General features: G+C 73.2%; 23 protein-coding genes. 14 read left to right on the top strand and 9 right to left on the bottom strand.

Annotation, left to right across the window (positions count from 1 at the left end):
* Positions 1–173: 173 nt before the first annotated feature.
* Together A6A08_RS14770 and A6A08_RS14765 are read left to right on the top strand one after the other, a co-directional pair.
* Positions 174–323, top strand: coding sequence for a DUF397 domain-containing protein (locus A6A08_RS14770; protein ID WP_073703175.1), 150 nt, complete (start codon positions 174–176; stop codon positions 321–323).
* A 97-nt stretch (positions 324–420) separates the two neighbouring features.
* Positions 421–792, top strand: a complete 372-nt coding sequence (locus tag A6A08_RS14765; RefSeq protein ID WP_073703174.1) for a VOC family protein — start codon at positions 421–423, stop codon at positions 790–792.
* Between the two features lie 35 nt (positions 793–827).
* Here the strand turns inward: A6A08_RS14765 and A6A08_RS14760 are convergent, their stop codons facing one another.
* From A6A08_RS14760 to A6A08_RS14730, 6 genes are all read right to left on the bottom strand, one after another.
* Entirely contained in the window at positions 828–1,655 is an 828-nt protein-coding gene (locus tag A6A08_RS14760) for an ABC transporter ATP-binding protein (RefSeq protein WP_073703173.1), read from the bottom strand.
* Positions 1,652–2,686 (bottom strand): iron chelate uptake ABC transporter family permease subunit, encoded by a 1,035-nt coding sequence (locus A6A08_RS14755; protein ID WP_073703534.1) that lies wholly within the window; start codon positions 2,684–2,686, stop codon positions 1,652–1,654. Before A6A08_RS14755 ends, A6A08_RS14760 begins: the two co-directional genes overlap by 4 nt.
* A gap of 20 nt (positions 2,687–2,706) precedes the next feature.
* Positions 2,707–3,750 (bottom strand): iron ABC transporter permease, encoded by a 1,044-nt coding sequence (locus A6A08_RS14750; protein ID WP_073703172.1) that lies wholly within the window; start codon positions 3,748–3,750, stop codon positions 2,707–2,709.
* On the bottom strand, positions 3,747–4,781 hold the full coding sequence (locus tag A6A08_RS14745) for an iron-siderophore ABC transporter substrate-binding protein (RefSeq protein WP_073703171.1): 1,035 nt from the start codon (positions 4,779–4,781) through the stop codon (positions 3,747–3,749). Before A6A08_RS14745 ends, A6A08_RS14750 begins: the two co-directional genes overlap by 4 nt.
* A 291-nt stretch (positions 4,782–5,072) precedes the next feature.
* Entirely contained in the window at positions 5,073–5,912 is an 840-nt protein-coding gene (locus tag A6A08_RS14740) for an AraC family transcriptional regulator (RefSeq protein ID WP_073703170.1), read from the bottom strand.
* 417 nt (positions 5,913–6,329) lie between these two features.
* Positions 6,330–6,947 carry a TetR/AcrR family transcriptional regulator gene (locus tag A6A08_RS14730; RefSeq protein ID WP_073703169.1) on the bottom strand — a complete coding sequence of 206 codons (618 nt, stop codon included), beginning with the start codon at positions 6,945–6,947 and terminating at the stop codon, positions 6,330–6,332.
* 150 nt (positions 6,948–7,097) lie between these two features.
* On the opposite strand from A6A08_RS14730, the gene A6A08_RS14725 reads away from it, so the two are divergent.
* Positions 7,098–8,315: an MFS transporter gene (locus A6A08_RS14725; RefSeq protein ID WP_242422628.1), complete on the top strand. Its 1,218-nt coding sequence runs from the start codon at positions 7,098–7,100 to the stop codon at positions 8,313–8,315.
* Positions 8,316–8,489: 174 nt separating this feature from the next.
* On the opposite strand, the gene paaK is transcribed toward A6A08_RS14725, so the two are convergent.
* Positions 8,490–9,842: a phenylacetate--CoA ligase PaaK gene (gene paaK / locus A6A08_RS14720; protein ID WP_073703167.1), complete on the bottom strand. Its 1,353-nt coding sequence runs from the start codon at positions 9,840–9,842 to the stop codon at positions 8,490–8,492.
* Positions 9,843–10,086: 244 nt separating this feature from the next.
* On the opposite strand from paaK, the gene A6A08_RS14715 reads away from it, so the two are divergent.
* The 11 genes from A6A08_RS14715 to A6A08_RS14665 all read left to right on the top strand — a co-directional run bounded on the left by A6A08_RS14715 (position 10,087) and on the right by A6A08_RS14665 (position 20,613).
* Entirely contained in the window at positions 10,087–11,322 is a 1,236-nt protein-coding gene (locus A6A08_RS14715; protein ID WP_073703166.1) for a thiolase family protein, read from the top strand.
* Positions 11,319–12,077 (top strand): enoyl-CoA hydratase/isomerase family protein, encoded by a 759-nt coding sequence (locus tag A6A08_RS14710; RefSeq protein ID WP_073703165.1) that lies wholly within the window; start codon positions 11,319–11,321, stop codon positions 12,075–12,077. Before A6A08_RS14715 ends, A6A08_RS14710 begins: the two co-directional genes overlap by 4 nt.
* Positions 12,074–12,979 (top strand): 3-hydroxyacyl-CoA dehydrogenase family protein, encoded by a 906-nt coding sequence (locus tag A6A08_RS14705; protein WP_073703164.1) that lies wholly within the window; start codon positions 12,074–12,076, stop codon positions 12,977–12,979. Before A6A08_RS14710 ends, A6A08_RS14705 begins: the two co-directional genes overlap by 4 nt.
* Before the next feature lie 4 nt (positions 12,980–12,983).
* Positions 12,984–13,796 carry an enoyl-CoA hydratase/isomerase family protein gene (locus A6A08_RS14700; protein WP_073703163.1) on the top strand — a complete coding sequence of 271 codons (813 nt, stop codon included), beginning with the start codon at positions 12,984–12,986 and terminating at the stop codon, positions 13,794–13,796.
* A gap of 95 nt (positions 13,797–13,891) precedes the next feature.
* Positions 13,892–14,863: a 1,2-phenylacetyl-CoA epoxidase subunit PaaA gene (gene paaA / locus A6A08_RS14695; RefSeq protein WP_073703162.1), complete on the top strand. Its 972-nt coding sequence runs from the start codon at positions 13,892–13,894 to the stop codon at positions 14,861–14,863.
* Positions 14,860–15,189, top strand: coding sequence for a 1,2-phenylacetyl-CoA epoxidase subunit PaaB (paaB, locus tag A6A08_RS14690; protein ID WP_073703161.1), 330 nt, complete (start codon positions 14,860–14,862; stop codon positions 15,187–15,189). The genes paaA and paaB overlap by 4 nt, the downstream gene beginning before the upstream one ends.
* A 47-nt stretch (positions 15,190–15,236) precedes the next feature.
* The gene (gene paaC, locus A6A08_RS14685; RefSeq protein WP_073703160.1) at positions 15,237–16,115 is read left to right on the top strand and encodes a 1,2-phenylacetyl-CoA epoxidase subunit PaaC; all 879 of its coding nucleotides are present in this window, start codon (positions 15,237–15,239) and stop codon (positions 16,113–16,115) included.
* The gene (paaD, locus tag A6A08_RS14680; RefSeq protein ID WP_073703159.1) at positions 16,109–16,642 is read left to right on the top strand and encodes a 1,2-phenylacetyl-CoA epoxidase subunit PaaD; all 534 of its coding nucleotides are present in this window, start codon (positions 16,109–16,111) and stop codon (positions 16,640–16,642) included. Before paaC ends, paaD begins: the two co-directional genes overlap by 7 nt.
* A 2-nt stretch (positions 16,643–16,644) precedes the next feature.
* A complete protein-coding gene (gene paaE / locus A6A08_RS14675) occupies positions 16,645–17,748 on the top strand; it encodes a 1,2-phenylacetyl-CoA epoxidase subunit PaaE (protein ID WP_073703158.1) in 1,104 nt (367 codons plus the stop codon).
* Positions 17,745–18,152, top strand: a complete 408-nt coding sequence (gene paaI, locus A6A08_RS14670; protein WP_073703157.1) for a hydroxyphenylacetyl-CoA thioesterase PaaI — start codon at positions 17,745–17,747, stop codon at positions 18,150–18,152. The genes paaE and paaI overlap by 4 nt, the downstream gene beginning before the upstream one ends.
* A gap of 175 nt (positions 18,153–18,327) precedes the next feature.
* Positions 18,328–20,613: a serine/threonine-protein kinase gene (locus A6A08_RS14665; protein WP_073703156.1), complete on the top strand. Its 2,286-nt coding sequence runs from the start codon at positions 18,328–18,330 to the stop codon at positions 20,611–20,613.
* A gap of 110 nt (positions 20,614–20,723) precedes the next feature.
* Here the strand turns inward: A6A08_RS14665 and A6A08_RS14660 are convergent, their stop codons facing one another.
* Positions 20,724–21,926, bottom strand: a complete 1,203-nt coding sequence (locus A6A08_RS14660) for an MFS transporter (protein WP_073703155.1) — start codon at positions 21,924–21,926, stop codon at positions 20,724–20,726.
* A 323-nt stretch (positions 21,927–22,249) separates the two neighbouring features.
* Positions 22,250–23,275: a LacI family DNA-binding transcriptional regulator gene (locus A6A08_RS14655; RefSeq protein WP_073703533.1), complete on the bottom strand. Its 1,026-nt coding sequence runs from the start codon at positions 23,273–23,275 to the stop codon at positions 22,250–22,252.
* Positions 23,276–23,339: the final 64 nt, after the last annotated feature.

Genomic DNA, 23,339 nt, shown 5'->3' with positions numbered 1-23,339 from the left:
AGCTGCGTGCATTCCACCCTTGACCCCACAAAAGGGATAAGGGTGATGTGGATGTTCCGCTGCGGCGGCGAAACGGCCCGGTCCACTCCGCGTCCCAGGGTTCTTCCTGACCGGCGCGGGGGGAACGCCCTGGCCCGAGGAGCGGGTGGGTATTCGATCCTCCAGGCACAACTATGCACAAGCACAGGTCAGCGGTCTACTGTGTCGAAGTCGCCGAAGGCGCGGTCACCGGTGTCCGTGACACCCGGGACCGTGAACAGGGCCGCCTCGACGTCCCCGCCGTCGAGTGGGCCGCCCCGGTCAGTGCAGTGCGCGGTCGGTAGCACCCCCGCCTACACGACCGGCCTCTCACCATTTCCCCTTCCTCCTGGTGAGGGACCGGTTCGCGTGGTTGTCGGCGCGTGGTTCTAGAGTGCGTGCATGGGAAGCCGCCTTCAGGTGATCGCCATCGACGCGATCGACATCAGGACCGTGGCCACGTTCTGGAGCCGGGTGCTGGACTGGCCCGTCGTGGAGGAGGTCGAGGACGGGATCAGCCTCGCACCGGCCGAGGGGGTGTCCCCCGGAATCGACGTGTTCCTCGTGCCCGAACGCAAGAGCGTCAAGAACCGCCTGCACCTGGACCTGTGCGTCACGGACGGGCTGACGGTCGCCCAGGAACTGGAGAGGCTGCTGGGACTGGGCGCGGTGAGGGTGGACGTGGGACAGCCGGAGGACGCCCCGTGGACGGTGCTGGCCGACCCCGAGGGCAACGAGTTCTGCCTGCTGCACGGACGCGACGACGCCCTCTGACGGAGTTCCGACCCTCCTTCCGTCTCCCGCTTCCCTCATCCGCTCTCCGCCGTCTGCCCCTCCACGACGCCGTGGTACCTGCCGATGGGAAGCATGAGCGGTTTCCCCGACGTGGGATCGGTGATGATCTCGCTGCGGAGCCCGAACACGGTCCGCACCGTTTCGGGGGTGAGCACCTCCTCGGGCGTGCCCGCCGCGTGGAGCCGGCCGGACGCGAGCGCGATGAGGTGGTCGGCGTACCGCGCGGCGAGGTTGAGGTCGTGGAGGACCATCACGATCGTCGTCCCGAGCGAGCGGTTGAGGTCGGTGAGCAGGTCGAGGACCTCGACCTGGTGGCTGACGTCGAGGAACGTGGTCGGCTCGTCCAGCAGGAGCAGATCCGTCCGCTGGGCCAGGGCCATGGCGATCCAGACGCGCTGGCGCTGCCCCCCGGAGAGTTCGTCGACGGGCCTGTCGGCGAGGCCGACCGTCCGCGTCACCTCCAGAGCGGCGGCGACGGCCTCGTCGTCCTCCCTGTTCCACCGGGAGAGCAACCTCTGGTGGGGGTGGCGCCCCCGCCCGACGAGGTCGCTCACGGTGATGCCCTCCGGAGCGATCGGCGACTGCGGAAGCAGGCCGAGCGTGCGCGCGACCTCCTTCGGCGGCAGGCGGTGGACCTCCTTGCCGTCGAGGAGCACGTGCCCGCCCCGGGGCGCGAGCAGCCGCGACATCGAGCGGAGCAGGGTGGACTTGCCGCACGCGTTGGCACCGACGATCGCGGTGATCCGCCCGGGCGGGACGGCGAGGTCGAGGGACTCGATGACGACATGGTCCTTGTAACCGAGCGTCAGGTCCTCGACGAGGAGCGAATGGGCCGTGGTCACAGGGAGCCTCCCACGCGGTTGGTGCGGACGATCAGGTAGACGAGGTAGGGCGCTCCGAGCACACCGGTGACCACCCCGACCGGGTAACGGGTCCCGAGGGCGAACTGCGCGCACAGGTCGGCGGTCAGGACCAGCAGCGCCCCGACCAGCGCGGAGGGCACGAGCAGGGAGCCGTTCGGCCCGACGAGGCGCGCCGCGATCGGACCCGAGAGGAAGGCGACGAAGGCGATCGGACCGGCCGCGGCGGTCGCGAAGGAGATGAGGCCCACCGCCCCGACGATCGCGACGAGCCGGGTGCGGTCGACGCGCACGCCGAGGGCCGAGGCGGTGTCGTCGCCCAGTTGGAGCGCGGAGAGGCTGCCCGACTGGTACAGGAGCACGGGGGTGAGCACGAGCAGCGCGACGGCGACCGGGACGACCTTGTCCCAGGTGGCGCCGTTGAGGCTGCCGGTCAGCCACCGCATCGCCTCCTGGAGGTCCCACTCGGCCGCCTGGTCCAGGATGTAGGCGGTGACGCTCTCGAGCATGGCCGAGATGCCGATGCCGATCAGGATGAGGCGGGTACCGGCGACCCCGTCCTTGAAGGACAGCACGTACACGGCCAGGGCCACCAGCAGGCCGACGGCGATCGCGAAGACCGACACCCCGGTCTCGCCGAGCGAGAGCGTCACGATCGCGAACGTCGCCGCCGCGCTGGCCCCCGCGCTGATGCCGATGATGTCCGGGCTGGCGAGGGGATTGCGCAGCATGGTCTGGAACGTGACGCCGGCGAGCCCGAAGCACAGGCCCGTCACCACCGCGAGCACGGCCCGCGGCAGCCGGAGCCGCCCGACGGTGAACGAGGCGCCGGGCACGTCCTGTCCCAGGACCACCCGCACCACGTCGCCGGGCGGATAGAAGGTCCGCCCGACCATCAGGGTCACGGCGAACACGAGGACGATCAGGGCGGCCAGGACCGCGATCACCGTGCGCCGCCGGTACGCACGGCGCACCCGGCCGCGGGTGACGGTCTCGACGGTGGAGGCGCTCACGGCGTCGACGGTGGAGGTGCTCACAGTGCGCGAACCTTCTGACGGCGGACGATGTGGATGAAGAACGGGGCGCCGATCAGCGCGGTCACGATCCCCACGTCGACCTCCCCGGGGCGCGCCACGACGCGGCCGACCACGTCCGCCGCCGTCAGGAGGGCGGCGCCGCCGAGCGCCGAGAACGGGACCAGCCACCGGTGGTCGACACCCACGAGCAGGCGGCACACGTGCGGGACGACGAGGCCGACGAAGCCGATCGGCCCGGTGACGGCGGTGGTCGCGCCGCACAGCACGACCGCGCCGAGGAAGGCCGCCCCCCGCGCCGTCGCGACGCGTTCGCCCAGGCCCGCCGCCAGGTCGTCGCCCAGGGCGAGGAGGTTGAGCGCCCGCGCCGACAGCAGGCAGGCGGCGAGCCCGACCGCGAGGAAGGGGAGCGCCTGCGTGATGCTGTCGAACGTCCCGCCGCCCACGCCGCCGATCTGCCAGGACCGGGCTCCGTCGGCGATGTCGTTGCGCGGGATCACGACGGCTCTGATGAACGACGCCAGGGCCGCGGAGGTCGCCGCGCCGGCGAGGGCGAGCTTGAGCGGTGTCGCCCCGCCCCGCCCCAGGGAGCCGATCGCGTAGACGAACACCATGGTCAGGCTCGCGCCGATGATCGCCACCCAGATGAAGCTGGTCGCGGACGCCAGACCGAAGTAGGCGATACCCGCGACGACGGCGAGCGAGGCCCCCATGTTCACGCCCAGGATGCCCGGGTCGGCCAGCGGGTTGCGGGTCACGCCCTGCATGACCGCCCCCGCCACGCCCAGGGCGGCGCCGGCGAGGACGGCCAGCAGCGTCCGGGGGATCCGCTTGGCGACCGCGGCCTGGTCGAAGCCCTCGGCCGAGCCGCCGAAGGCCGCCACGACGGCCGGCCAGGGCACGTCGCGGGAGCCGACGACGACCGAGGCGAACATGAGTGCGCCCAGTACGGCCAGCACGGCGAGCAGCCAGAGGGTCCTGCCGCGCCTCGGACGCCGCGCGGCGGCGGCGCCCGGGGCGGGGGGTGAGGTGTCCGTCGTCACTGCGCCTCGTCGGCCGCTTCGGCGAGGAGCGACAGGTAGTCGTCGAGGACCCACGAGATCGACAGCGGGGTCGGGTTCGCGGCCGTGCCGAGGGGGCTGTCCCCGGGGAGGCCGACGATCGCGTCGTTCTCCACCGCGGGCATCTGCGACAGCAGCGGATCGCCCTCCAGGGCGCTCACGAGCTCGTCACCGCCGTACGTGACGATGATGTCGACGTCGTTGAACGCGTCCGCCTGCTCGGCGCTCCGGCTCAGGGAGAACCGGTCGGTGCTCTCGGAGGCGGTCGCGATGCTCTCGGGGGTGGTCAGACCGAGGTCCTCGAAGAACATGGCCCGGGTGTCGTGGGCCGTGTAGAAGCTGACCTCGCTCAGGTCCGTGGTGTCCACGTGCGTCAGGAACATCGCCGAGCTGCCCTCGATCTGCGGGTACTCCGCGACCGAGTCGGCGACCTCCTGTTCGAGGCCCTTGATGAGCTCCTCGCCCTCGTCCGCCATGCCCAGGGCCTGGCTGTTCAGCCGGATCATCTCCCGCCAGGGCGTCCCCCAGGCGGTCTCCGGGTAGGCGACGACGGGGGCGATCTCGCTCAGCGTGTCGTAGTCCTCCTGGGTCAGTCCGGAGTAGGCGGCGAGGATCACGTCGGGTCGGGTGTCCGCGACCGCCTCGAAGTCGATCCCGTCCGTCTCGTCGAACAGCACCGGGGTCTTCGCGTCCAGCTCCGTGAGCTTCTCCTCGACCCACGGGAGCACGCCGTCGGCGTTGTCGTCACCGAAGTTGGCGGCGGCCATGCCGACCGGCACGACCCCCAGGGCCAGCGGGACCTCGTGGTTGGCCCAGTTGACCGTCGCGACCCGCTCGGGCTCGGACTCGATGGTCGTCGTGCCGAGCGCGTGCTCGATGGTGACGGGGGTCCAGTCTCCGGAGCCGCCGCCCTCACCGCCGGAGGAGTCGGCGGAGGACGAGGAGCAGGCTGCGAGTCCGACGGTGAGCAGCGCGGCCGTGGAGAGCGCGGCCAGCTTTGAAACGCGGGGCATGGTTTCCTTCCCGTTGCGGCCGTGTGGCCTCAGCCATGGCGGTGCCATGGTCCGGCTCCCGCCTCGCCCGTGGCGCGCACGCGGGGGCGTGCGGCCCGGAGGGGCCGATCGGAGTCGCGTTGACGGGGGTACAGGGCACGGGGACACACGTCACCCCGATCGCGGCGATGGCGAGAGCTTAGGTTTGCCTAACCGAATTTAGGGTGTCCTTGGTGAGTACGCAATCACGCAGATGTGACACCTTTTGTCGCGAAACGGACAGAGTCTTCCCGGTCGGGCGCCGACACGGCGTCACTGCGCGCGGAACCGCCCCGGACTCGTCCCCGTGATCCGTCGGAAGACCACGCCGAACGCGCTCGCCGAGTGGTACCCCACACACGCGGCGACCTCGGCGATCTCCTCTCCCCGCGCGAGCATCGCGACCGCGTGCTGCACGCGGGCGGTGGCCAGCCACTGGCTGAACCCGAGGCCGGTCTCGGAGCGGAACGTGCGCGTGATGGTGCGGGTGCTCACACCGAGCCGCGCCGCCCACACGGCCAGGGTGGTGTCGTCGGCGGGATCGGCGCGCACGGCGGCGACGATGGGGGCCAGCAGCGGTGACTCGGGTATGCGCAGGATCAGTTCGTGCTGGGCGGGGGTGAGCAGGTCGGGCACCAGCGCCTCCGTCCTCGCGCGCGCGTCAGGGGCGAGGCCGTCGGCGTCGAGCCGGTCGAGCAGGAGCCGCAGGAGCGGTGTGACCTCCAGCGCGACGGGCCTGTCGGAGATCGAGGGCACCGCGTGGACGCCGAAGTGCGCGGCGCGGTGCCACGTTCCCGCGGGCGTCCAGCCGGAGTGGCGGACACCGGCCGGGATCCACAGGCCGACCGTCGGGGTGATCGTCCAGACCCGCCTGCCGATCGTCGCCGAGGACGCGCCCCGCTGGTTCCAGAGCAGCTCGTGCGTCGGGTGGGAGTGCTCCTCCCAGAACGTGTCCCGGGGAATGACCTCGGTGCTGCCCAGGACGACGAACGGCACGTCGATCTCACCGGCGGCGTAGAGGGGGAGCCTGCGGCTGTCGACCGCGTCGCCCCGTGCCGGCCCGGCGGTGCGCGGTACGGCTGCTGGACTCGTTCGGGTGTCTGGTGCGGGCACGTCAGCCAGGTTATGCGCTGGTGGGAGGCCGTGACCGGGACGGTCTGCCGACGTGCGGTCCCGGGGGCGGGCGAGGGGGCGAACGCAGGAAGGCCGGGGCGCCCTCGTGGGTCCACAGCCAGTCGGGCGGCGACAGCTGCTTCCTCAGGCGGACGCGCCGGCGTGTGTGGCCGGCCAGGGGCGCCGCGACCGCGTCGTCCTCGGGCACCTCCACCCGCGTGAGGAGGTCGTGTTCGGGGCGGATGAGAACCGGGCCGCCCTCTGGCCCGCGCCCTATCAGCCTCAGGTGCCTGAGCGGTCGGCAGGCCTTCTCGGGGGTGGGCGGCATGGTGAGCAGCGTGCCGGAGGCGGACCACACGTACGGCCCGGACCGGTCGACGTGGAAGATGCGGCCGCGGGCCGGGTCGGCGGCGCCGGTCAGGTGGCGCCGTCCGTGTCGTCCTCCGGTGCGTGTGGCGTCGTTCGTGTGGCGCTCCGGACGAATCCGACGATGTGGTCCCGCAGGCGCTCCTGGCCCTTCTCCCCGTGGACGTCCGGACCCACGATCAGCCGGGCGAGCTGAGGTGCGATCTGCGGCCACGCGGCCAGGCCGATGAGGCTCAACAGCAGGTGCCGTGTGTCCAGTGAGGGCGGTGCGCCGAGCCGTTGCGCGAGGGAGGAGAGCTTGTCCTCGTACAGGGCGGTCCGGTTCTCCTCGTCCGGGAGCGGCTTCTCACCGTAGTGCAGGGCCTCCCACAGCAGGAGCCTGAGCAGTTTGGGGTTCGACCGGTGGTAGTCGAACACGCGCGCCACGTAGGCGGCCGGGTCCGTGTCGTCGTCGAGCGCCACGGCCTGGGACAACTCGTCCAGGGCGTCGCCCACCACGTGCTGGAAGAGCTTCTCCTTGTCACCGAAGTTCGCGTAGAGGCGCTGTTTGTTGACTCCGGCCCGTTCGGCGATGCGGTCCACGCGCGCGCCCGCGATCCCGTACGCGGCGAACTCCGCCCGTGCGGCGTCGAGCAGGAGTGCGCGCGTCGTCTCCGTCCTCTTCGTCATCACGACATCGTAATCCAGCACCAACCGGTTGGTTGTAGGGGGTGTCGGGCGGTTCCCCGTCGCGGCGTGCGAGGTGGGCGTACGACCGGAGCCAGGGTCGGATGAAGCGCCCCTCTTGACAACCAACTAGTTGGTTTAAATAGTACGGGCATGGCATCGAGACAGAACGAGAGCACCACGAGCGAGGCTCCGGCTTCTCCGCGTACGTCGTTCGCGGCAACCGTCGCGGCGCTCTCCCTCACGGGCATGCTGGTGGTCGGCCAGCTCTACACCGTCATTCCGCTCTTCGCCCTCATGGCCTCCGACTGGGGGAGCGGTCCCGGCGCGGTCGCGTGGACGGCCACCGCGTTCGCGGCCGCCTACGCCGTCGGCTTCCTGTTCGCCGGGCCCGCCGCCGACCGGTTCGGTCCCCGCCGCACGATCGTCGCCGGCCTCACGGCCACCGCCGTGGCCACCGTCGCGGTCCCCCTCGCCCCGTCGCTGGGGGCGGCACTCGTCCTGCGCGTGGTCCAGGGGCTCGTGGCCTCGGCCTTCGCCCCCGCCGCTTTCGCCTACGTCGCATCCCGGGTCGACCCGCACCGCCGTGTCACCGCCATCACCTGGCTGACCAGCTCCTTCCTCGCCGCGGCGGTCCTGGGCCAGCTCGCGGCCCAGGCCGTCGGACAGGCGGTCGGCTGGGAGCCGGTCTTCCTCGCCGGCGGGGTCGCGCTCGCCCTGGGCGCGGTCGGACTGCGCCTGGTCCTGAGCCCGAACGGGGGCGGCGGCCGGGCGAGGCCGGTCGGCGCCTTCACCGCCATGGCCGGCCTTTTGGGCGACGGGCGGCTCCTGCTGCTCTACGGGGCCACGTTGACGGTCCTTACCGGTTTCGTGGGTGTCTACGGCGGTCTGCAGGTCGCGGGCCCGCCGACGCTCGCCGGAGACGACGGTGCCCTGCTGGCCCTGCGCGCCAGCGCGCTCCCGGCGATGCTGGCCGTCCCGCTGCTGACCCCCTGGCTGGTACGGAGCGCTCCGGAGCGGCGGGCGGCCCTCTCGCTCGGCGCCGCGGCCCTGCTGTCGGCCGTCTGCGCGTTCCTCGCCGGGGGAGCGGCCATCGGCGTGTGCCTCTTCGTCTTCGTCGCCGGTATCGCGGTGGCGGCGCCCGCCTTGGTCCAAGCCGTCGGCGCGAGGGCGGGTGCCGCACGCGGCACGGCCGTCGCGCTCTACACCTTCTTCCTCTTCGTCGGCGCCGGGCTCGGCCCGCAGCTGGCCGCCGCCCTCGCCGGGTCCGGCTTCCCGGTGGTGTCGCTGGCCGCCGCCGCGGTCCTGGGGAGCGGGGCACTGCTCGCCCTGGGGTCGACGGTTCGCAGGGGGAGCGCACGTCGGTCCTGAGGTACGGACCGGTCCGCCGGACGCGCGGTGCACGGGCGGGGCCGGGAGCCGGGACCGGTCCCCGGGCGGGCGGGTCGGCGTTCACGTCCCGCAGGTCCGCCCTCCGCGCACGGCACGTCCGCCGCGGGGTCCTCCCACCCGTCCCGCGGCGGACGTGCGCTGTCGACGTTCCCGCTACTCCTTGGGCCGCTGGTCGATGATGCGGCGGAACTTGCCCACCGAGCGCTCGATCTGCTCGGGATCGACCACGTCCACGCTCACGCTCACACCCACCTTGTCCTTGACCGTGGCGACGATCTCCCTGCTCAGGGCCGAGCGGCGCTCGGGGGTGCAGTCCGGGGCGGCCTCGATGCGCACGGCCATGCGGTCCAGGCGACCCTCCTTGGTGAGCACCAGCTGGAAGTGCGGGGCCAGGCCGTCCAGGCCCAGGACGATCTCCTCGATCTGGGTGGGGAAGACGTTGACGCCGCGCAGGATGATCATGTCGTCGCTGCGGCCGGTGACCTTGTCCATGCGGCGCATGGGGCGGGCGGTGCCGGGGCGCAGCGTGGTCAGGTCGCGGGTGCGGTAACGGATGACGGGCATGGCCTGCTTGGTCAGCGAGGTGAAGACCAGTTCGCCACTCGAGCCGTCGGGAAGCACGTCCTGGGTGACGGGGTCGAGCACCTCGGGGTAGAAATGGTCCTCCCACACGTGCAGGCCGTCCTTGGTCTCCACGCACTCGTTGGCCACACCCGGGCCCATGACCTCCGACAGGCCGTAGATGTCCACGGCGTGGATGTCGAAGCGCTCCTCGATCTCGGTGCGCATCTTCTCGGTCCAGGGCTCGGCGCCGAAGATGCCGACCCTGAGCGAGGTGCTACGCGGGTCGATTCCCTGATGCTCGAACTCGTCCAGGAGTGTCAGCATGTAGCTGGGGGTGACCATGATGATGTCGGGCTGGAAGTCCTGGATGAGCTGGACCTGCTTGGCGGTCTGCCCTCCGGAGGCGGGGATGACCGTGCAGCCCAGCCGCTCGGCGCCGTAGTGGGCGCCCAGGCCGCCGGTGAAGAGGCCGTAGCCGTAGGAGACGTGCACCTTGTGGCCGGGGCGGCCGCCCGCGGCGCGGATGGAGCGGGCCACGACCTCGGCCCAGGTGTCGATGTCCTCGCGGGTGTAGCCGACGACGGTGGGGCGGCCCGTGGTCCCGCTGGAGGCGTGGATGCGGCTGACCCTCTCCTGGGGGACGGCGAACATCCCGAAGGGGTAGTTGTCGCGCAGGTCGGCCTTGGTGGTGTGCGGGAAGTGGCGCAGGTCCCCGAGTTCCTTCAGGTCCTCGGGCCGCACCCCGGCCTCGTCGAACTTCTTCCGGTACAGGGGCACGTTGGCGTAGGCGTGCTCCAGGGTCCATCGGAGGCGCTTGAGCTGCAGGGCGCGCAGTTCGTCGACACTCATGCGCTCGGCCGGGTCCAGGAGTTCGGGCGAGGGCGCCTGCCCCAGGCGGGGGGCTGCGTCGGCCGTCCGCATGGTGGTGTCGTGGCTTGCCATGGGCCTCTCCATGTACTGTGCGCGGGACCCGCCAGGAGCGGTCCTGGAGGGGGCGGGCGGGTGCGTGCGCGGGTCGTGGGCGGGTGGTGCGGTCCGTCGCGGAGCGGACCGACTTGCTTACTGACCGAACGTTCGGTTACTAATGCATTAACGCAGTCTCCGGGCAGCCGTGTCAAGGAGAAGTGTCGATGAGTTCACAGGTGGCGGTGGCCTGGACCACCGTCGTTAACATGGGAGGCCGCACGTGAGCGAGGTCTACTTGGTCGACGGGGTGCGAACCCCCCAGGGCCGCTACGGCGGTGCCCTGGCAGCAGTGCGCCCCGACGACCTGGCCGCCACGGCCGTGGCCGAGGCCGTCCGCCGCGCGGGCGTTCCCGGCGAGGTCGTGGACGAGGTCGTCCTCGGCGCGGCCAACCAGGCCGGTGAGGACAACCGCAACGTGGCCCGCATGGCGGCGCTGCTGGCCGGGCTCGACCCCAGCGTTCCCGGCTACACCGTCAACCGGCTGTGCGCCAGCGGCCTGACCGCCGTGGCCTCGGCCGCCCAGGCCATCCGCGCGGGCGAGGCCGACGTGGTGGTCGCGGGCGGCGTGGAGTCCATGACCCGCGCCCCCTGGGTGATGGCCAAGCCCGGCACCCCCTGGGCCAAGCCGGGAGAGGTCGCCGACACCTCCCTGGGATGGCGCTTCACCAACCCGCGCTTCGCGCAGGCCGACGCCCAGGCACCGGACGACGCCTCCCCCGACGACCTGCGCTATACCCTGTCGATGGGGGAGACGGCCGAGGAGGTCGCGCGCCTGGAGGGCCTCACCCGGCAGGAGTGCGACGCCTTCGCCCTGCGCAGCCACGAGCGCGCCGTCGCGGCCGCCGAGGCGGGCCGCTTCGACGCCGAGATCGTCCCGGTCACCGTGCACGGACGCAAGGGCCAGACCCACGAGGTCACCGCGGACGAGGGCCCGCGCCCGGGTTCGAGCATGGAGAGCCTGGCCAAGCTGCGCCCGGTCTTCCGTGAGGAGGGCATCGTCACCGCGGGCAACTCCTCCTCGCTCTCCGACGGCGCCTCGGCCCTGGTACTGGCCAGCGCCGAGGCCGTGCGCCGCCACGGCCTGACCCCCCGCGCCCGCGTGGTGGCCTCCGCCTCGGCAGGTGTGGCCCCGCAGGTCATGGGCCTGGGCCCGGTCCCGGCCACCCGCAAGGTGCTCGACCGCGCGGGGTGGGACCTGGACGGGATCGGCGCCGTGGAGCTCAACGAGGCCTTCGCCGCCCAGTCCCTGGCCGTGATGCGCCGGCTCAAGCTGGACGAGGCCCGCGTCAACGCCGACGGCGGCGCCATCGCGCTGGGCCACCCGCTGGGCAGCTCGGGCGCGCGCATCCTGGTCACGCTGCTCAACCGCATGGAGCGCGAGGACGCCGCCCGGGGCCTGGCCACCCTGTGCGTGGGCGTGGGGCAGGGCACCGCACTGCTGGTGGAGCGCCCGTGAGCGAGCAGGAGGACACCCGGGAGTTCACGACCCTCAGGGTCGACTGGCGCGAGGACCGCGTGGTGGTGGAGCTGTACCGCCCCGAGGCCCGCAACGCCATCAACGGGCGGATGATCGCCGAGCTGCACCAGGTGTGCGAGCGGATCGAGGCCGACCCCAGGCCGCTGCTGCTCACCGGGCACGGCACCGTGTTCGCGGGCGGCGCCGACATCTCCGAGCTGCGCGAACGCGGCCGCGAGGAGGCGCTGGCCGGGATCAACAGCCGCCTGTTCGAGCGCCTGCACCGCCTGCAGGTGCCCACCGTGGCGGCCGTGGACGGCTACGCGCTGGGCGGCGGCGCCGAACTGTCCTACGCCTGCGACATCCGCGTCGTCACCCCCACCGCCGTGTTCGCCCAGCCCGAGCCGGGTCTGGGCATCATCGCCGGGGCGGGCGCGTGCTGGCGGCTGCGGGAACTGGTCGGGGCCTCGGTCGCCAAGCAGGTGCTGCTGGGCGGCTACCGCCTGGACGCCGAGGCCGCGCTGCGCCACGGCCTGGCCGCCGAGATCGTGCCCTCCGAGGAGCTGCGCGAGCGCGCCCACGCCCTGGTGGACCGTATGGCCGCCTCCTCCGCACTGGCCCTGCGCATGACCAAGATGGTCCTGGACGCCGACGGCCCCCACCCGCTGGCCGACGACCTGACCCAGGCGGTGCTGTTCGAGAGCGCCGACAAGCACGACCGGATGACCCGTTTCCTGGAGAGGAAGAAGCGTTGAGCCCCACCGAGCACGGCCCCGTCGAGCAGGGCGTCGGCAAGCAGGGCGTTCCCGCCACCGTCGCCGTCATCGGCGGCGGCACCATGGGTGCCGGCATCGTCCAGCAGTTCCTCACCAGCGGTGCGGACGTGGTGCTGGTCGAGGCCACCGGCGAGGCGGCCGAGGCCGGTCGCGCCCGGGTGGCGGCCGGCCTGGACAAGGCCCGCCGGCGCGGCAAGATCGACGCCGACCCGGCCGCCTTCCTGGCACGGCTGGGCACGGTCACCGACGCCGCCGACATCCCCGCCGACGCGGGCCTGGTCGTGGAGGCCGTACCCGAGAAGCCCGAGTTGAAGATCGCCGTGCTCACCGCGGCCGAGGCCGCCGTGGGCGAGGACACCGTGCTGGCCTCCAACACCAGCTCGCTGTCGGTCTCCGAGCTGGCCGCCGCCCTCAAGCACCCGCGGCGCTTCCTGGGCATGCACTTCTTCAACCCGGTCCCCGCCTCCAAGCTCGTGGAGCTGGTGGTCGCCCCCGAGACCGGTGACGGGGTCGTGGCGTCGGTGCGCGGCTGGGTCGGCGCCCTGGGCAAGACCGAGGTCGTGGTCAGGGACGCCCCAGGGTTCGCCACCAGCCGCCTGGGCGTCACGCTGGGCTTGGAGGCCATCCGCATGGTGGAGGAGGGCGTGGCCTCGCCCGCCGACATCGACACCGCCATGGAGCTGGGCTACCGCCACCCCATGGGCCCGCTGCGCCTGACCGACCTGGTGGGGCTGGACGTGCGCCTGGCCATCGCCGAGTACCTGGCCGCCGAACTGGGGGACCGGTTCGCCCCGCCGGAGCTGCTGCGCCGTATGGTCGCCGAGGGAAAGCTGGGTCGCAAGAGCGGCCAGGGCTTCCACACCTGGGACGAGGGAGAGTAGAGAGTTGAGCGAGGACACGGCGGCCGGGCAGCAGGCCCCGAAGGCAGTGGAGTTCAGCGAGGCCGACGGGTTGGCCACGGTGCGGCTGAACACGCCCGGCCTGACCCGGCAGGTCAAGGAGGAGCTGCTGGTCGCACTGCGACGGGCGGCGGAGTCCACCACCGCCCGCGCCGTGCTGCTGCTGGGGTCCGACAAGGCCTTCTGCGTGGGCCAGGACCTGGGCGAGCACGCACAGACCCTGCAGGACAAGCCGCAGGACGCCCTGGACACCGTGCGCGAGCACTACAACCGCATCGTGCTGGCGCTGGAGGACATCCAGGTGCCGGTCGTGGTCGGCATCGGAGGGGCCTGCGTGGGCGCGGGGATGGGCTTCGCGCTGGCCGGTGACGTGCGCGTCGCGGCGCGCCGGGCCAAGTTCGGCACCGCCTTCACCGGCATCGGCCTGGCCTCGGACTCGGGGCTGGCCCACCGCCTGGTGACCGCGCTGGGGCAGGCCAGGGCCATGGAGCTGCTGCTGCTGAGCACGGTCTTCGGCGCCGAGCGCGCCCTGGAGCTGGGCCTGGTCACCGAGGTCGTGGACGACGACGCCTGGGCCGACCGCGCCCGGGAGACGGCCCTCCAGCTGGCGTCGGGACCCACCAGCGCGTTCGTGGCGGCCAAGCGCGAGGTGCGCTCGGCGGCCCAGGGCGGCCGCGAGCTGTCCGAGCTGCTGGAGGAGGAGGCCGACCTGCAGAACCAGCTGGGGCAGACGGCCGACCACGTGGGAGCGGTCCGCGCCTTCCTGAACAAGGAGAAGCCGGCCTTCACCGGCAGCTAGCTGCTCCTTCCCCCGCCCGGGGACTTGCCCGGGCGGGGGATTCCGGGGATACTAATTACTGACCGAACGTTCGGTTATGAATGGGGAAGAAGCCAATGACCACGCAGACGGCCCAGGCGCCCCCCGGCGCCGACCTGGACCTGCAGGCGGAGTTCGACGCCAAGGTCGCAGCCGACCAGCGCATCGAGCCGCGCGACTGGATGCCCGAGGGCTACCGTAAGACGCTCGTGCGCCAGGTCTCCCAGCACGCGCACTCGGAGATCATCGGTATGCAGCCCGAGGGCGACTGGATCGCCTCCGCGCCCAGCCTGCGCCGCAAGGCCATCCTGCTGGCCAAGGTCCAGGACGAGGCCGGGCACGGCCTGTACCTGTACGCGGCCGCCGAGACCCTGGGCGTGGACCGCGCCGACCTGACCCGGCGCCTCATCGAGGGCCGTCAGAAGTACTCCTCGATCTTCAACTACCCCTCGCTGACCTTCGCCGACGTCGGCGTCATCGGCTGGCTCGTGGACGGCGCCGCCATCTGCAACCAGGTCCCGCTGTGCCGCAGCTCCTTCGGCCCCTACGCCCGCGCCATGGTGCGCATCTGCAAGGAGGAGTCCTTCCACCAGCGCCAGGGCTACGAGCTGCTCATGCGCATGATGGAGGGCACCGAGGAGCAGCGCCGCATGGTCCAGGACGCCGTGGACCGCTGGTGGTGGCCGTCGCTGATGATGTTCGGCCCGCCCGACGCCGAGTCGCCCAACACCCAGCAGTCCATGGCCTGGCGCATCAAGCGCGACACCAACGACGACCTGCGCCAGAAGTTCGTCGACATGACCGTCCCCCAGGCCGAGAAGCTGGGCGTCACCCTGCCCGACCCCGAGCTGGTCTGGAACGGGGAGCGGGGCCACTACGACTTCGGCGAGCCCGACTGGAACGAGTTCAAGCAGGTCATCTCCGGCGCCGGCCCCAAGAACGCCGAGCGCGTCGAGCGCCGCCGGGCCGCGCACGAGAAGGGCGCGTGGGTCCGTGAGGCCGCCACCGCCTACGCCGGGAAGCACAGCGCCAAGGAGGCCGCGGCATGAGCAAGGACACCAACGCCACCGGCGGATCCGGCTCCGGGGCGGCACGCCCCGAGTGGCCGCTCTACGAGGTCTTCGTGCGCGGCAAGCGCGGCCTCAACCACGTCCACGTGGGCTCCCTCCACGCCCCGGACGACACCATGGCGCTGCACAACGCCCGCAACCTCTACACCCGCCGCAACGAGGGCGTGAGCATCTGGGTGGTGCGGGCCGAGCACATCGCCGCCTCCAGCCCCGACGAGAAGGACCCCTACTTCGCGCCCAGCGGGGACAAGGTCTACCGGCACCCGACGTTCTACCCCATCCCCGAGGACGTCCCGCACATCTAGGTCAGGGGTGGGACCAGCGCGAACACGAGGGACAAAGGAAACAACCAATGAGTGGCGACCACATCTATTCGGCCCTGAGCGAGGAGCACGGCGGCGACGCCCGCTGGGCCTTCGGGACCGGCTTCACCGACGCCCTCGCCGGGGTGGACACCACCCTGCCCGAGGGGGTGGACGGCCAGGACCTGGCGCTGTACTGCCAGATGCTCGGTGACGACGCGCTCGTGCAGGCCCAGCGGCTCGTCCACTGGGTCACCGACGCGCCCGAGTTGGAGGAGGAGGTCGCGCTGGCCAACATCGCCCTGGACCTGCTCGGCCAGGCCCGCCTGCTGCTGGCACGCGCCGGACAGGCCGACGGCACCGGACGCGACGAGGACGACTTCGCCTACCGGCGCGGCCCCGCCGAGTTCCGCAACGTCCACCTGGCCGAGGCGCCCCGGGGCGACTTCGCCCGCGCGGTGGTCACCCTGCTGGTGCTCTCCAGCGCGCGCCTGGCCGTGTTCACCCGTCTGGCCGACAGCCGCGACCCCGTACTCGCCGCCATCGCCGCCAAGGCCGTCAACGAGCTCGCCTACCACCGCGAGTACGCCCTCTCCTGGACCCTGCGCCTGGGCGACGGCACCCCCTACTCGCACGAGCGCGCGGTCGCCGCCGTCGCCGACGTGTGGCCCCTCACCGGCGAGCTGTTCGCCACCCACCCCGTGGAGGCCCGCATGGCCGGGCAGGGCGTGGGCGTGGACCCGGCCTCCGTGCGCGAGGAGGTGCACGCCGTCCTGGCCCAGGTGCTCACCACCGCCACCCTCGACGCCCCCGCGCCCTTCCCCGAGGCGGCCGTGGCCGGACGCGGGGGTCGGCACACCCCCGAGCTCGCCCCCCTGCTGGACGAACTCCAGAAGGTGGCCCGCGAACACCCGGAGGCGACATGGTGACCACGGCCCGGAACAGGACCGGGGAGGAGGCCCGCGAGCGCGCCCGTGCGGCGGCCGCCGCGGTGACCGACCCCGAGCTGCCCATGCTCACCCTGGCCGACCTGGGCATCCTGCGCCGGGTGGAGGTCGGGGCCGACGGCACCGTCGCGGTGTGGATCACCCCCACCTACTCGGGCTGCCCCGCCCTGGCCGAGATGCGCGCGGACGTGGACCGCGCCGTGCGCGCCGCCGGGTTCGACCGGGTGGAGGTGCGCACCGAGCTGTCCCCGCCCTGGACCACCGACTGGATCACCGACGAGGGCAGGCGCAAGCTCGCCGAGCACGGCATCTCCCCTCCCGGGAGCGCGCCCCCGCGCGCGTCCGGCCCCGTCCCGCTGACCCTGCTGCCCACCCGCACCGTCCCGCACTGCCCGCTGTGCGGGTCGGACCGGACCGAGGAACTGTCCCGCTTCGGCGCGACCTCCTGCAAGTCGCTGCACCGCTGCCGGTCCTGCCTCGAACCTTTCGAGCACGTCAAGGAGATTTGACCGTGACCACACCCGTCACCGAGACCGCGCCCGGGGCCGCGCGCCGCCGAGGCGCGTTCCACCGGCTGCGCGTGGCCGCCGTCGAGCGCCTGTGCGACGACGCCGTCGCCGTCACCTTCGACGTCCCCGACCACCTGGCCGAGGAGTTCGCGTTCGCCCCCGGTCAGTCGCTGACCCTGCGCCGCGAGGCGGACGGGGTGGAGGAGCGGCGCAGCTACTCCGTGTGCGCCCCCGTCGGCCAGGCCCCCCGCGTGGGCGTGCGCCTGGTCTCCGGCGGCCTGTTCTCCAGCTGGCTGGTCAACGAGGTCCGGCCGGGCGACGAGATCGAGGTGGGCGCGCCCACCGGCCGGTTCGTCCCCGACCTGGGCACCGCCGCCCGCCACGTGATGCTCGCCGCCGGATCGGGGATCACCCCGATGCTGTCCATGGCCTCCTCGCTGCTGCGCCGCACCGACTCCCACGTCACCTTGCTCTACGGCAACCGCCGCAGCGACACGGTGATGTTCGCCGACGAGATCGCCGACCTCAAGGACGCCTTCGGGGCGCGCTTCGAGCTGGTGCACGTGCTCTCCCGGGAGCCGCGCGAGGCCGAGCTGTTCACCGGGCGCCTGGACGGCGCCAAGCTGGAGGCGCTGCTGGACACCGTCGTGGCCGCCGACGCCGTCGACCACTGGTGGCTGTGCGGGCCCTACGGCATGGTCACCGACGCCCAGGAGGTGCTGGCCCGCAGGGGCGTGCCCGGCGAGCGGGTGCACCAGGAGCTGTTCTTCGTGGAGGGCGCCGAGCCGCCGCCCCAGGCGCGCCACGAGGATCCCGAGGTGGAGGGGCCCTCCAGCGAGGTCACCGTCGTCCTGGACGGGCGCACCACCACCCTGACCCTGCCGCGGGGGGTGCCCGTGCTGGACTCGGCGCAGCGCTACCGCCCCGACGTGCCCTTCGCCTGCAAGGGCGGGGTGTGCGGTACCTGCCGGGTCAGGGTCTGCGAGGGCGAGGTGCGGATGCGGCGCAACTACGCGCTCACCGACGCCGAGGTGGAGGCGGGATACGCCCTGTCCTGCCAGGCGCTGCCCGAGACCGACGCCGTGACCGTGGACTTCGACTCGTGAGCGGGCGCAACGAGGCCGCCTGGCGCATGTTCGAGGCCGACCGGGCGTCCAAGAACCTCGGGATGCGGCTGGTGGAGGCCACCGACGGCAGGGCGGTCGTGGAGATGGCCGTGGGCCCCCTGATGGTCAACGGGCACGGCATCGCCCACGGCGGGTTCGTGTTCACCCTGGCCGACACCGCGTTCGCGTGCGCGTGCAACGTGGAAGGACAGGGTGTGACGGTGGCCTCCGGGGCGGACGTGACGTTCGTGGCCGCGGCCCACGAGGGCGACCTGCTGGTGGCCACCGCCCAGGAGCGCACGCTGTTCGGCCGCAGCGGCCTGTACGACGTCACGGTGCGCCGCGGCGAGGAGGTCGTCGCCGAGTTCCGCGGGCGCAGCCGCACCCTGCCCCAGCGCGGGTAGGGGCCGCTGCGGGGCCGGGGCCGTCGAGGACGGTCCCGGCCCCCTCGCGTGTCCGGAGGACGACCCGGTCTCCCCGGGCCCGCGTCGTCGTGGGGAACCTGGAACGCTTCCGGGCCGCGGGGCGTCCCACTCTTCGTCACCCCCAGACGGACGAGTGCGAAGGCCCCCATCCCCCATGAGCGTCACCCCATCCCCCATCCCCTCTTCCGCGCGCCCCCTGCCGACGGGGCTCGAGCCCCTGGAGAAGGGCGACCCGGACCGGCTGGGCCCCTACCGGCTCGTGGGCAGGATCGGCGCGGGAGGTATGGGCGCCGTCTACGGCGGGATCGACGGGGGCGGGCGGTGCGTGGCCGTCAAGACCGTGCACGCCAGGTTCGCGCGCAAGCGCGCCTACCGCGAGGCGTTCGCCCGTGAGGTGGACATGCTCTCCCGTGCCCGGGGAGTGAGCACCGCGCACCTGCACGCCGCCGACGTCACCGCCCGCGTGCCCTGGCTGGCCTTCGACTACGTCCCCGGCCGTGACCTGCGCTCCCACGTACGCGAGTTCGGTCCCTTGGAGGGGGAGGCGCTGCGCGCGTTCGCGGCGGGCACCGCCGAGGGCCTGGCCGCGCTGCACGCGGCCGGGATCGCGCACCGCGACGTCAAACCGGGCAACGTCATCCTCTCCCCGGACGGCCCCAAGATCGTCGACTTCGGCATCGCCACCACCATCGGCGCCCGGCGTGCCACCGACCGGGGCGCCTCCTACGGCACCCCCGGCTGGGTGGCGCCCGAACGCTATACCGGGGCGGCCGCCGATCCGGCCGCCGACGTGTTCGCCTGGGGCGCCCTGGTGGCGCTCGCGGCCACCGGCCGCGATCCCTTCGGCCGCGGCACCCCCGAGGAGCTGCGCGAGCGGGTCAGCGCCGGACACCACGACGTGGAGGGCGTCCCGGAGGGCCTGCGCCCCCTGGTGGAGGGCGCCCTGTCCACCGACCCCGACCGGCGGCCGAGCGCGGTGGATCTCATGCGGGCCCTGCTGCCCCCGCCGACCGAGGCCGGTGTGGACGGCCGCGGCCGCGTGGTCCCGGCCGCCGAGGCCCTGCGCGCCCTGCTGCGCGACTACTGGCGCGGTGTCGACGCCGCCGGACACGATCCCGCCCGGTGGGCGGCGGCCGTGGGCATGGTCTCCGCGGCCGGCATCGCCGGAGGACTGCTCGGCGGCGCGGGAACCGGAGCGGGCACGGGGGTGGGCGCGGGGGCGGGCACGGCGACGGGTTCCACCGGGGGGACGGCCGCGGGGTCGGGCGGCGCGGTGGGCCTGGCCACCGGGACCGGCACCACCACCGCCGGCGCCACGGGCGGCACCCTCAGCACGCTCGTGGGCTCCAAGGCGGCGGTCGCCGGTGCGGGCGTGCTGGTCACCGCGGGGGTGGCCACCGGCGGATACGTCGTCTACGACCAGGTCAGCACCGCTCCGGTCGAGGCGGTCACCGCCGCAGCCACCACCCTGGAGGAGGGCGGTGGTTTCGTGGTCGAGGTCGAGCGCCGCTTCACCGACGCGCACGCCGAGGAGGTCGCCGCGCGGACCGGGCGGTCCGTCGAGGCGGTGCTGGAGGAGAGCCGGGCCGCCGTCGAGTACCGCTACGCGGCCGGCCAGGACACCTTCCTCGCACGTGGAGAGGTGATGGGGCAGGGCTCCGTCGCGGCGGCCGGCAGCGACGGGCGGCTGTACGTGTACGGGCCCGCGCTGGGGGAGAGCCAGGCCTCCCAGCCGGTCACCCCCGCATGGGAGGCCACCGCCGAGGACCTCGGCCCCCACCTGGTCACCGGGCCCCTGCGCGAGATGGCCGGATCCGGGGACCTGGAGGAGGCCGGGTCCGGGGGCGGTGCGGGCGGCCGTGTCTACACCGGTCCGCTCACCGCACGGCTGGTGGTGGACGGCGCGGTGGTCGATGAGGCCGCGCGGGGCCTGGTCGAGGTGGACGCCGAGGGCGCCCCGGTGCGCATGGAGTACACCGGCGAGCGCTGGCGGGTCGAGGCCGACCTCACCGAGGCGGGCGGCTCCGTGGAGGTGGCCGACCCGCAGCAGGGGCCTGAGCTCGGAGGCGAGGGGTGGGAGGTGTTCCACGCGCCCGCCTGCGGCGAGGTGGAGCTCTACGAACGCACCTGGCAGGTGCGCGCGGACGCCTGGGAGATGACCTGCGATCGCGCCATGGAGGTGGCGGGGCTGCTGGGCACCGAGAGCGAACGGGTGGAGACCCCCCTCGGGTACGCCGGCACCGGTGCGATCACCTACCTCGTGGACCGCGAGATGGCGTGTACGGGGGTGAGGGACTTCGTCCCGGGGCTGTCGGGGGCGAGTTCCCCCTGGTCCCTGGTCCACTGCACGCCCGCGGCGTCCGCCGGGGAGACGGACCTGGGATGGGAGGAGTTCGAGTTCGGGCCCTCCACACTCATCCGGTTCGTCCGGGTGGAGTAGCCGCGAGGGCGTCCGGCCGGCACCGCCACCACCGGGACACACCTCGCCGAGCGCCCGCGCCCTGGCGGGGAGGAGGAGCGGTTCTTCCCCCGGCGCCGTACCGGGACGGTTCAGGGCAGAGCGCTGAACTCCGGGGTCTCGGACACCTGTCCGCTCCGCTCCCGCCGCCGCCCCGGGCGGTCCAGCAGGCCTGCCACCACCGCGATGCCCAGGCCCACCACGGCCAGCACCGCGCCGATGGCGGCCGGGGACGCATACCCCAGGCCGGCGCCGATCCCGACACCGCCCAGCCACGCCCCGGCGGCGTTGGCCAGGTTGAACGCCGAGTGGTTCGAGGTCGCGGCCATGGTCGGCGCCTGGGCGGCCTTGTTCATCACCAGCACCTGGAGCGGGGTGGCCACACCGAACCCCACGGCGCCCAGGACCAGAACCGTCGCCGCGGCCGTCCAGGGGTTGTGCACGGTCACCGTGAACACCACCAGCACCACGGCCAGGGAGGTGAGCGCCCCGTAGATCGTGGGGCGCAGCGCACGGTCGGCCAGGGGGCCGATGACCAGCGATCCGAGCGTCATACCGGTTCCGAACAGGGCCAGGACCACGGGCACGCCGGAGGCGGACATGCCCGCCAGCTCGGTCATCATCGGCGAGACGTAGCTGTAGACGGCGAAGACCCCGGCGAACCCGAAGACCGCCGTGACCAGGCCGAGGACGACCTGGGGACGGCCCAGTTCGCGGACCTCGTGCCGCAGGCCCGTACCCGGGGGCGAGGGCTGGCGCGGCACGAAGGCCGCGATGCCGAGCATCGCGAGCAGGGCGATCCCGACCACGACCAGGAACGCCGCGCGCCAGCCCAACGCCTGTCCCAGGAACGTGCCCGCGGGCACACCGACGATGTTGGCCACGGTCAGGCCCAGGAACATCCGCGAGACCCCCGTCGCCTGGCGTCCCGGGCCGGCGATGTGCGCCGCGACCAGCGATCCCACTCCCAGGTAGGCGCCGTGGGGCAGCCCGGCCAGGACCCGCGAGGCGAACACGGCCCCGAAGGAGGGGGCCAGGACGGTGGCGAGGTTGCCCGCGAGGAAGAGCCCCATGAAGACGAGCAGGACCGTCTTGCGGGGCAGCCGCGTGCTCAGCGCGGTGAGCAGGGGAGCGCCGACCACGACGCCCAGGGCGTAGGCGGAGATGAGGTATCCGGCGGTCGGGACCGGGACGCCGAGGGCGGTGGCGACCTCGGGCAGCAGTCCCATGATGACGAACTCGGTGGTGCCGATGGCGAACGCGCCGACGGCGAGGGCGAGCAGGGCCAAAGGCATGGGCGGGTCCCCTTCGAAGGTGGGCCGGGGTCGCGGGCACCGGGCGCCGTGGGCGGCCCGGGAGGTCCGGCTTCGGGACGCCGGACGACGACGGAGGGTGATTTAGCACGTGCTAAATCCAGTGTCGGCCCTGTTCGGGGCGAATCCAACCGTCCCGCCGTGTGATCTGCCTCCCGGTGTGGTCGGCGCCGACGGTGACGGGTCCTCGGAGCGGGGCGGTGGCCGGAGAAGGGCGTCCCGGCCTGTCCGGGCCGGCCGGCCCCTCAGTGCGGGGAGCGGTCTCCCCCCAGTCGTGAAGGGCCTCGTTCACGGCGGCCGACCCCTCAGCGCGGGGGAGCGGTGCTGTCCCGGACCGTGAGGGAGGGCTCCAGCAGCAGGTGGCGGCTGCGGGTACGGCCCCCGTCGAGCCGCTCGGCCGCCGAGCGGACCGCCAGCCGCGCCATGTTCTCGGCGTCCTGGCGCACCGACGTCAGCCGCAGGAAGGACAGCTGCGCGGTCCGGCTGTCGTCGTACCCCACCACCGACACGTCCCCGGGCACGCCCACCCCGGCGCGGACCAGGGTCGCCAGCAGCCCGAAGGCGCACAGGTCGTTGGCCGCGACCACGGCGGTGGGCAGGGAGTCCCGTGCCAGGAGGCGCCGGGCCGCCCGCGCGCCCGCCTCCTCGGAGTAGTCGCCGGTCAGGACCTCGACATGGTCGTCCAGACCGTGTTCGCGCATCGCCTCGGCGTAGCCCCGCGCGCGCTCGTCGGCGCCGGGGAGGCCGCCTCCGTCGACGTGGACGATCGCGCGGTGTCCCAGTCGGACCAGGTGCTCGACGGCCTGGCGGACACCGGCGGCGTCGGCGGTGCGCACGCTGTCGGTGCCCTCCGCGCCGGTGCGCTGGCCGATCTCCACCACGGGGACCCGCTCGGCCACCCGGGCCAGGTCCGCCGGCGCCTCGGCGGACAGGCCGATCAGGAGCAGCGCCTCGCAGCGCAGCCCCATCAGTTCGTCGATCGCCTCGCGTTCGCTGCGGGTGCTGGCCATCGCGCTGAGCACCACGCCGTACCCCAGTTCGGCGGTGGCCGGGTAGAGCGCCTCGACCAGGTGGGCGTCCATGGGGTATCCCATGCCGAAGAGCACGCCCACCTGCCTGCTGCGCGCCCGGCGCAGCAGGCGCGCGGCCGTGTCCGCCTGGTAGCCGAGTTCCTCGGCGGCCCGCAGGACCCGTTCGCGGGTCCGCGCGCTCGGGCCGGGGCGCTCGCCGAGCACCAGTGAGACGAGTTGGCGGGAGACCCCCACGTGGGTGGCCACGTCGGCCATCGTCGGGTGCCGTGCGGACCGGGCACCCGCCTCGTCTTCGGACATCGCGCCCTCCCGTTCCACGCCGTCGCTCACCACCCCGGAACCTGGGGAACCGGATGGACCCCAC

Source organism: Nocardiopsis sp. TSRI0078 (assembly GCF_001905145.1).
In the GTDB taxonomy this organism is placed as follows: domain Bacteria; phylum Actinomycetota; class Actinomycetes; order Streptosporangiales; family Streptosporangiaceae; genus Nocardiopsis.
This window is presented reverse-complemented; position numbering and strand designations above follow the sequence as displayed.

Bases quoted from the DNA above. Each gene is read 5' to 3' on its own strand.
- paaC (WP_073703160.1), top strand. From the start codon at position 15,237: ATGAGTGGCGACCACATCTATTCGGCCCTGAGCGAGGAGCACGGCGGC.
- A6A08_RS14730 (WP_073703169.1), bottom strand. From the start codon at position 6,947: ATGACGAAGAGGACGGAGACGACGCGCGCACTCCTGCTCGACGCCGCA.
- A6A08_RS14765 (WP_073703174.1), top strand. From the start codon at position 421: ATGGGAAGCCGCCTTCAGGTGATCGCCATCGACGCGATCGACATCAGG.
- A6A08_RS14660 (WP_073703155.1), bottom strand. From the start codon at position 21,926: ATGCCTTTGGCCCTGCTCGCCCTCGCCGTCGGCGCGTTCGCCATCGGC.
- paaD (WP_073703159.1), top strand. From the start codon at position 16,109: ATGGTGACCACGGCCCGGAACAGGACCGGGGAGGAGGCCCGCGAGCGC.
- paaA (WP_073703162.1), top strand. From the start codon at position 13,892: ATGACCACGCAGACGGCCCAGGCGCCCCCCGGCGCCGACCTGGACCTG.
- paaK (WP_073703167.1), bottom strand. From the start codon at position 9,842: ATGGCAAGCCACGACACCACCATGCGGACGGCCGACGCAGCCCCCCGC.
- A6A08_RS14770 (WP_073703175.1), top strand. From the start codon at position 174: ATGCACAAGCACAGGTCAGCGGTCTACTGTGTCGAAGTCGCCGAAGGC.
- A6A08_RS14665 (WP_073703156.1), top strand. From the start codon at position 18,328: ATGAGCGTCACCCCATCCCCCATCCCCTCTTCCGCGCGCCCCCTGCCG.
- A6A08_RS14655 (WP_073703533.1), bottom strand. From the start codon at position 23,275: ATGTCCGAAGACGAGGCGGGTGCCCGGTCCGCACGGCACCCGACGATG.
- paaB (WP_073703161.1), top strand. From the start codon at position 14,860: ATGAGCAAGGACACCAACGCCACCGGCGGATCCGGCTCCGGGGCGGCA.
- A6A08_RS14725 (WP_242422628.1), top strand. From the start codon at position 7,098: ATGGCATCGAGACAGAACGAGAGCACCACGAGCGAGGCTCCGGCTTCT.
- A6A08_RS14745 (WP_073703171.1), bottom strand. From the start codon at position 4,781: ATGCCCCGCGTTTCAAAGCTGGCCGCGCTCTCCACGGCCGCGCTGCTC.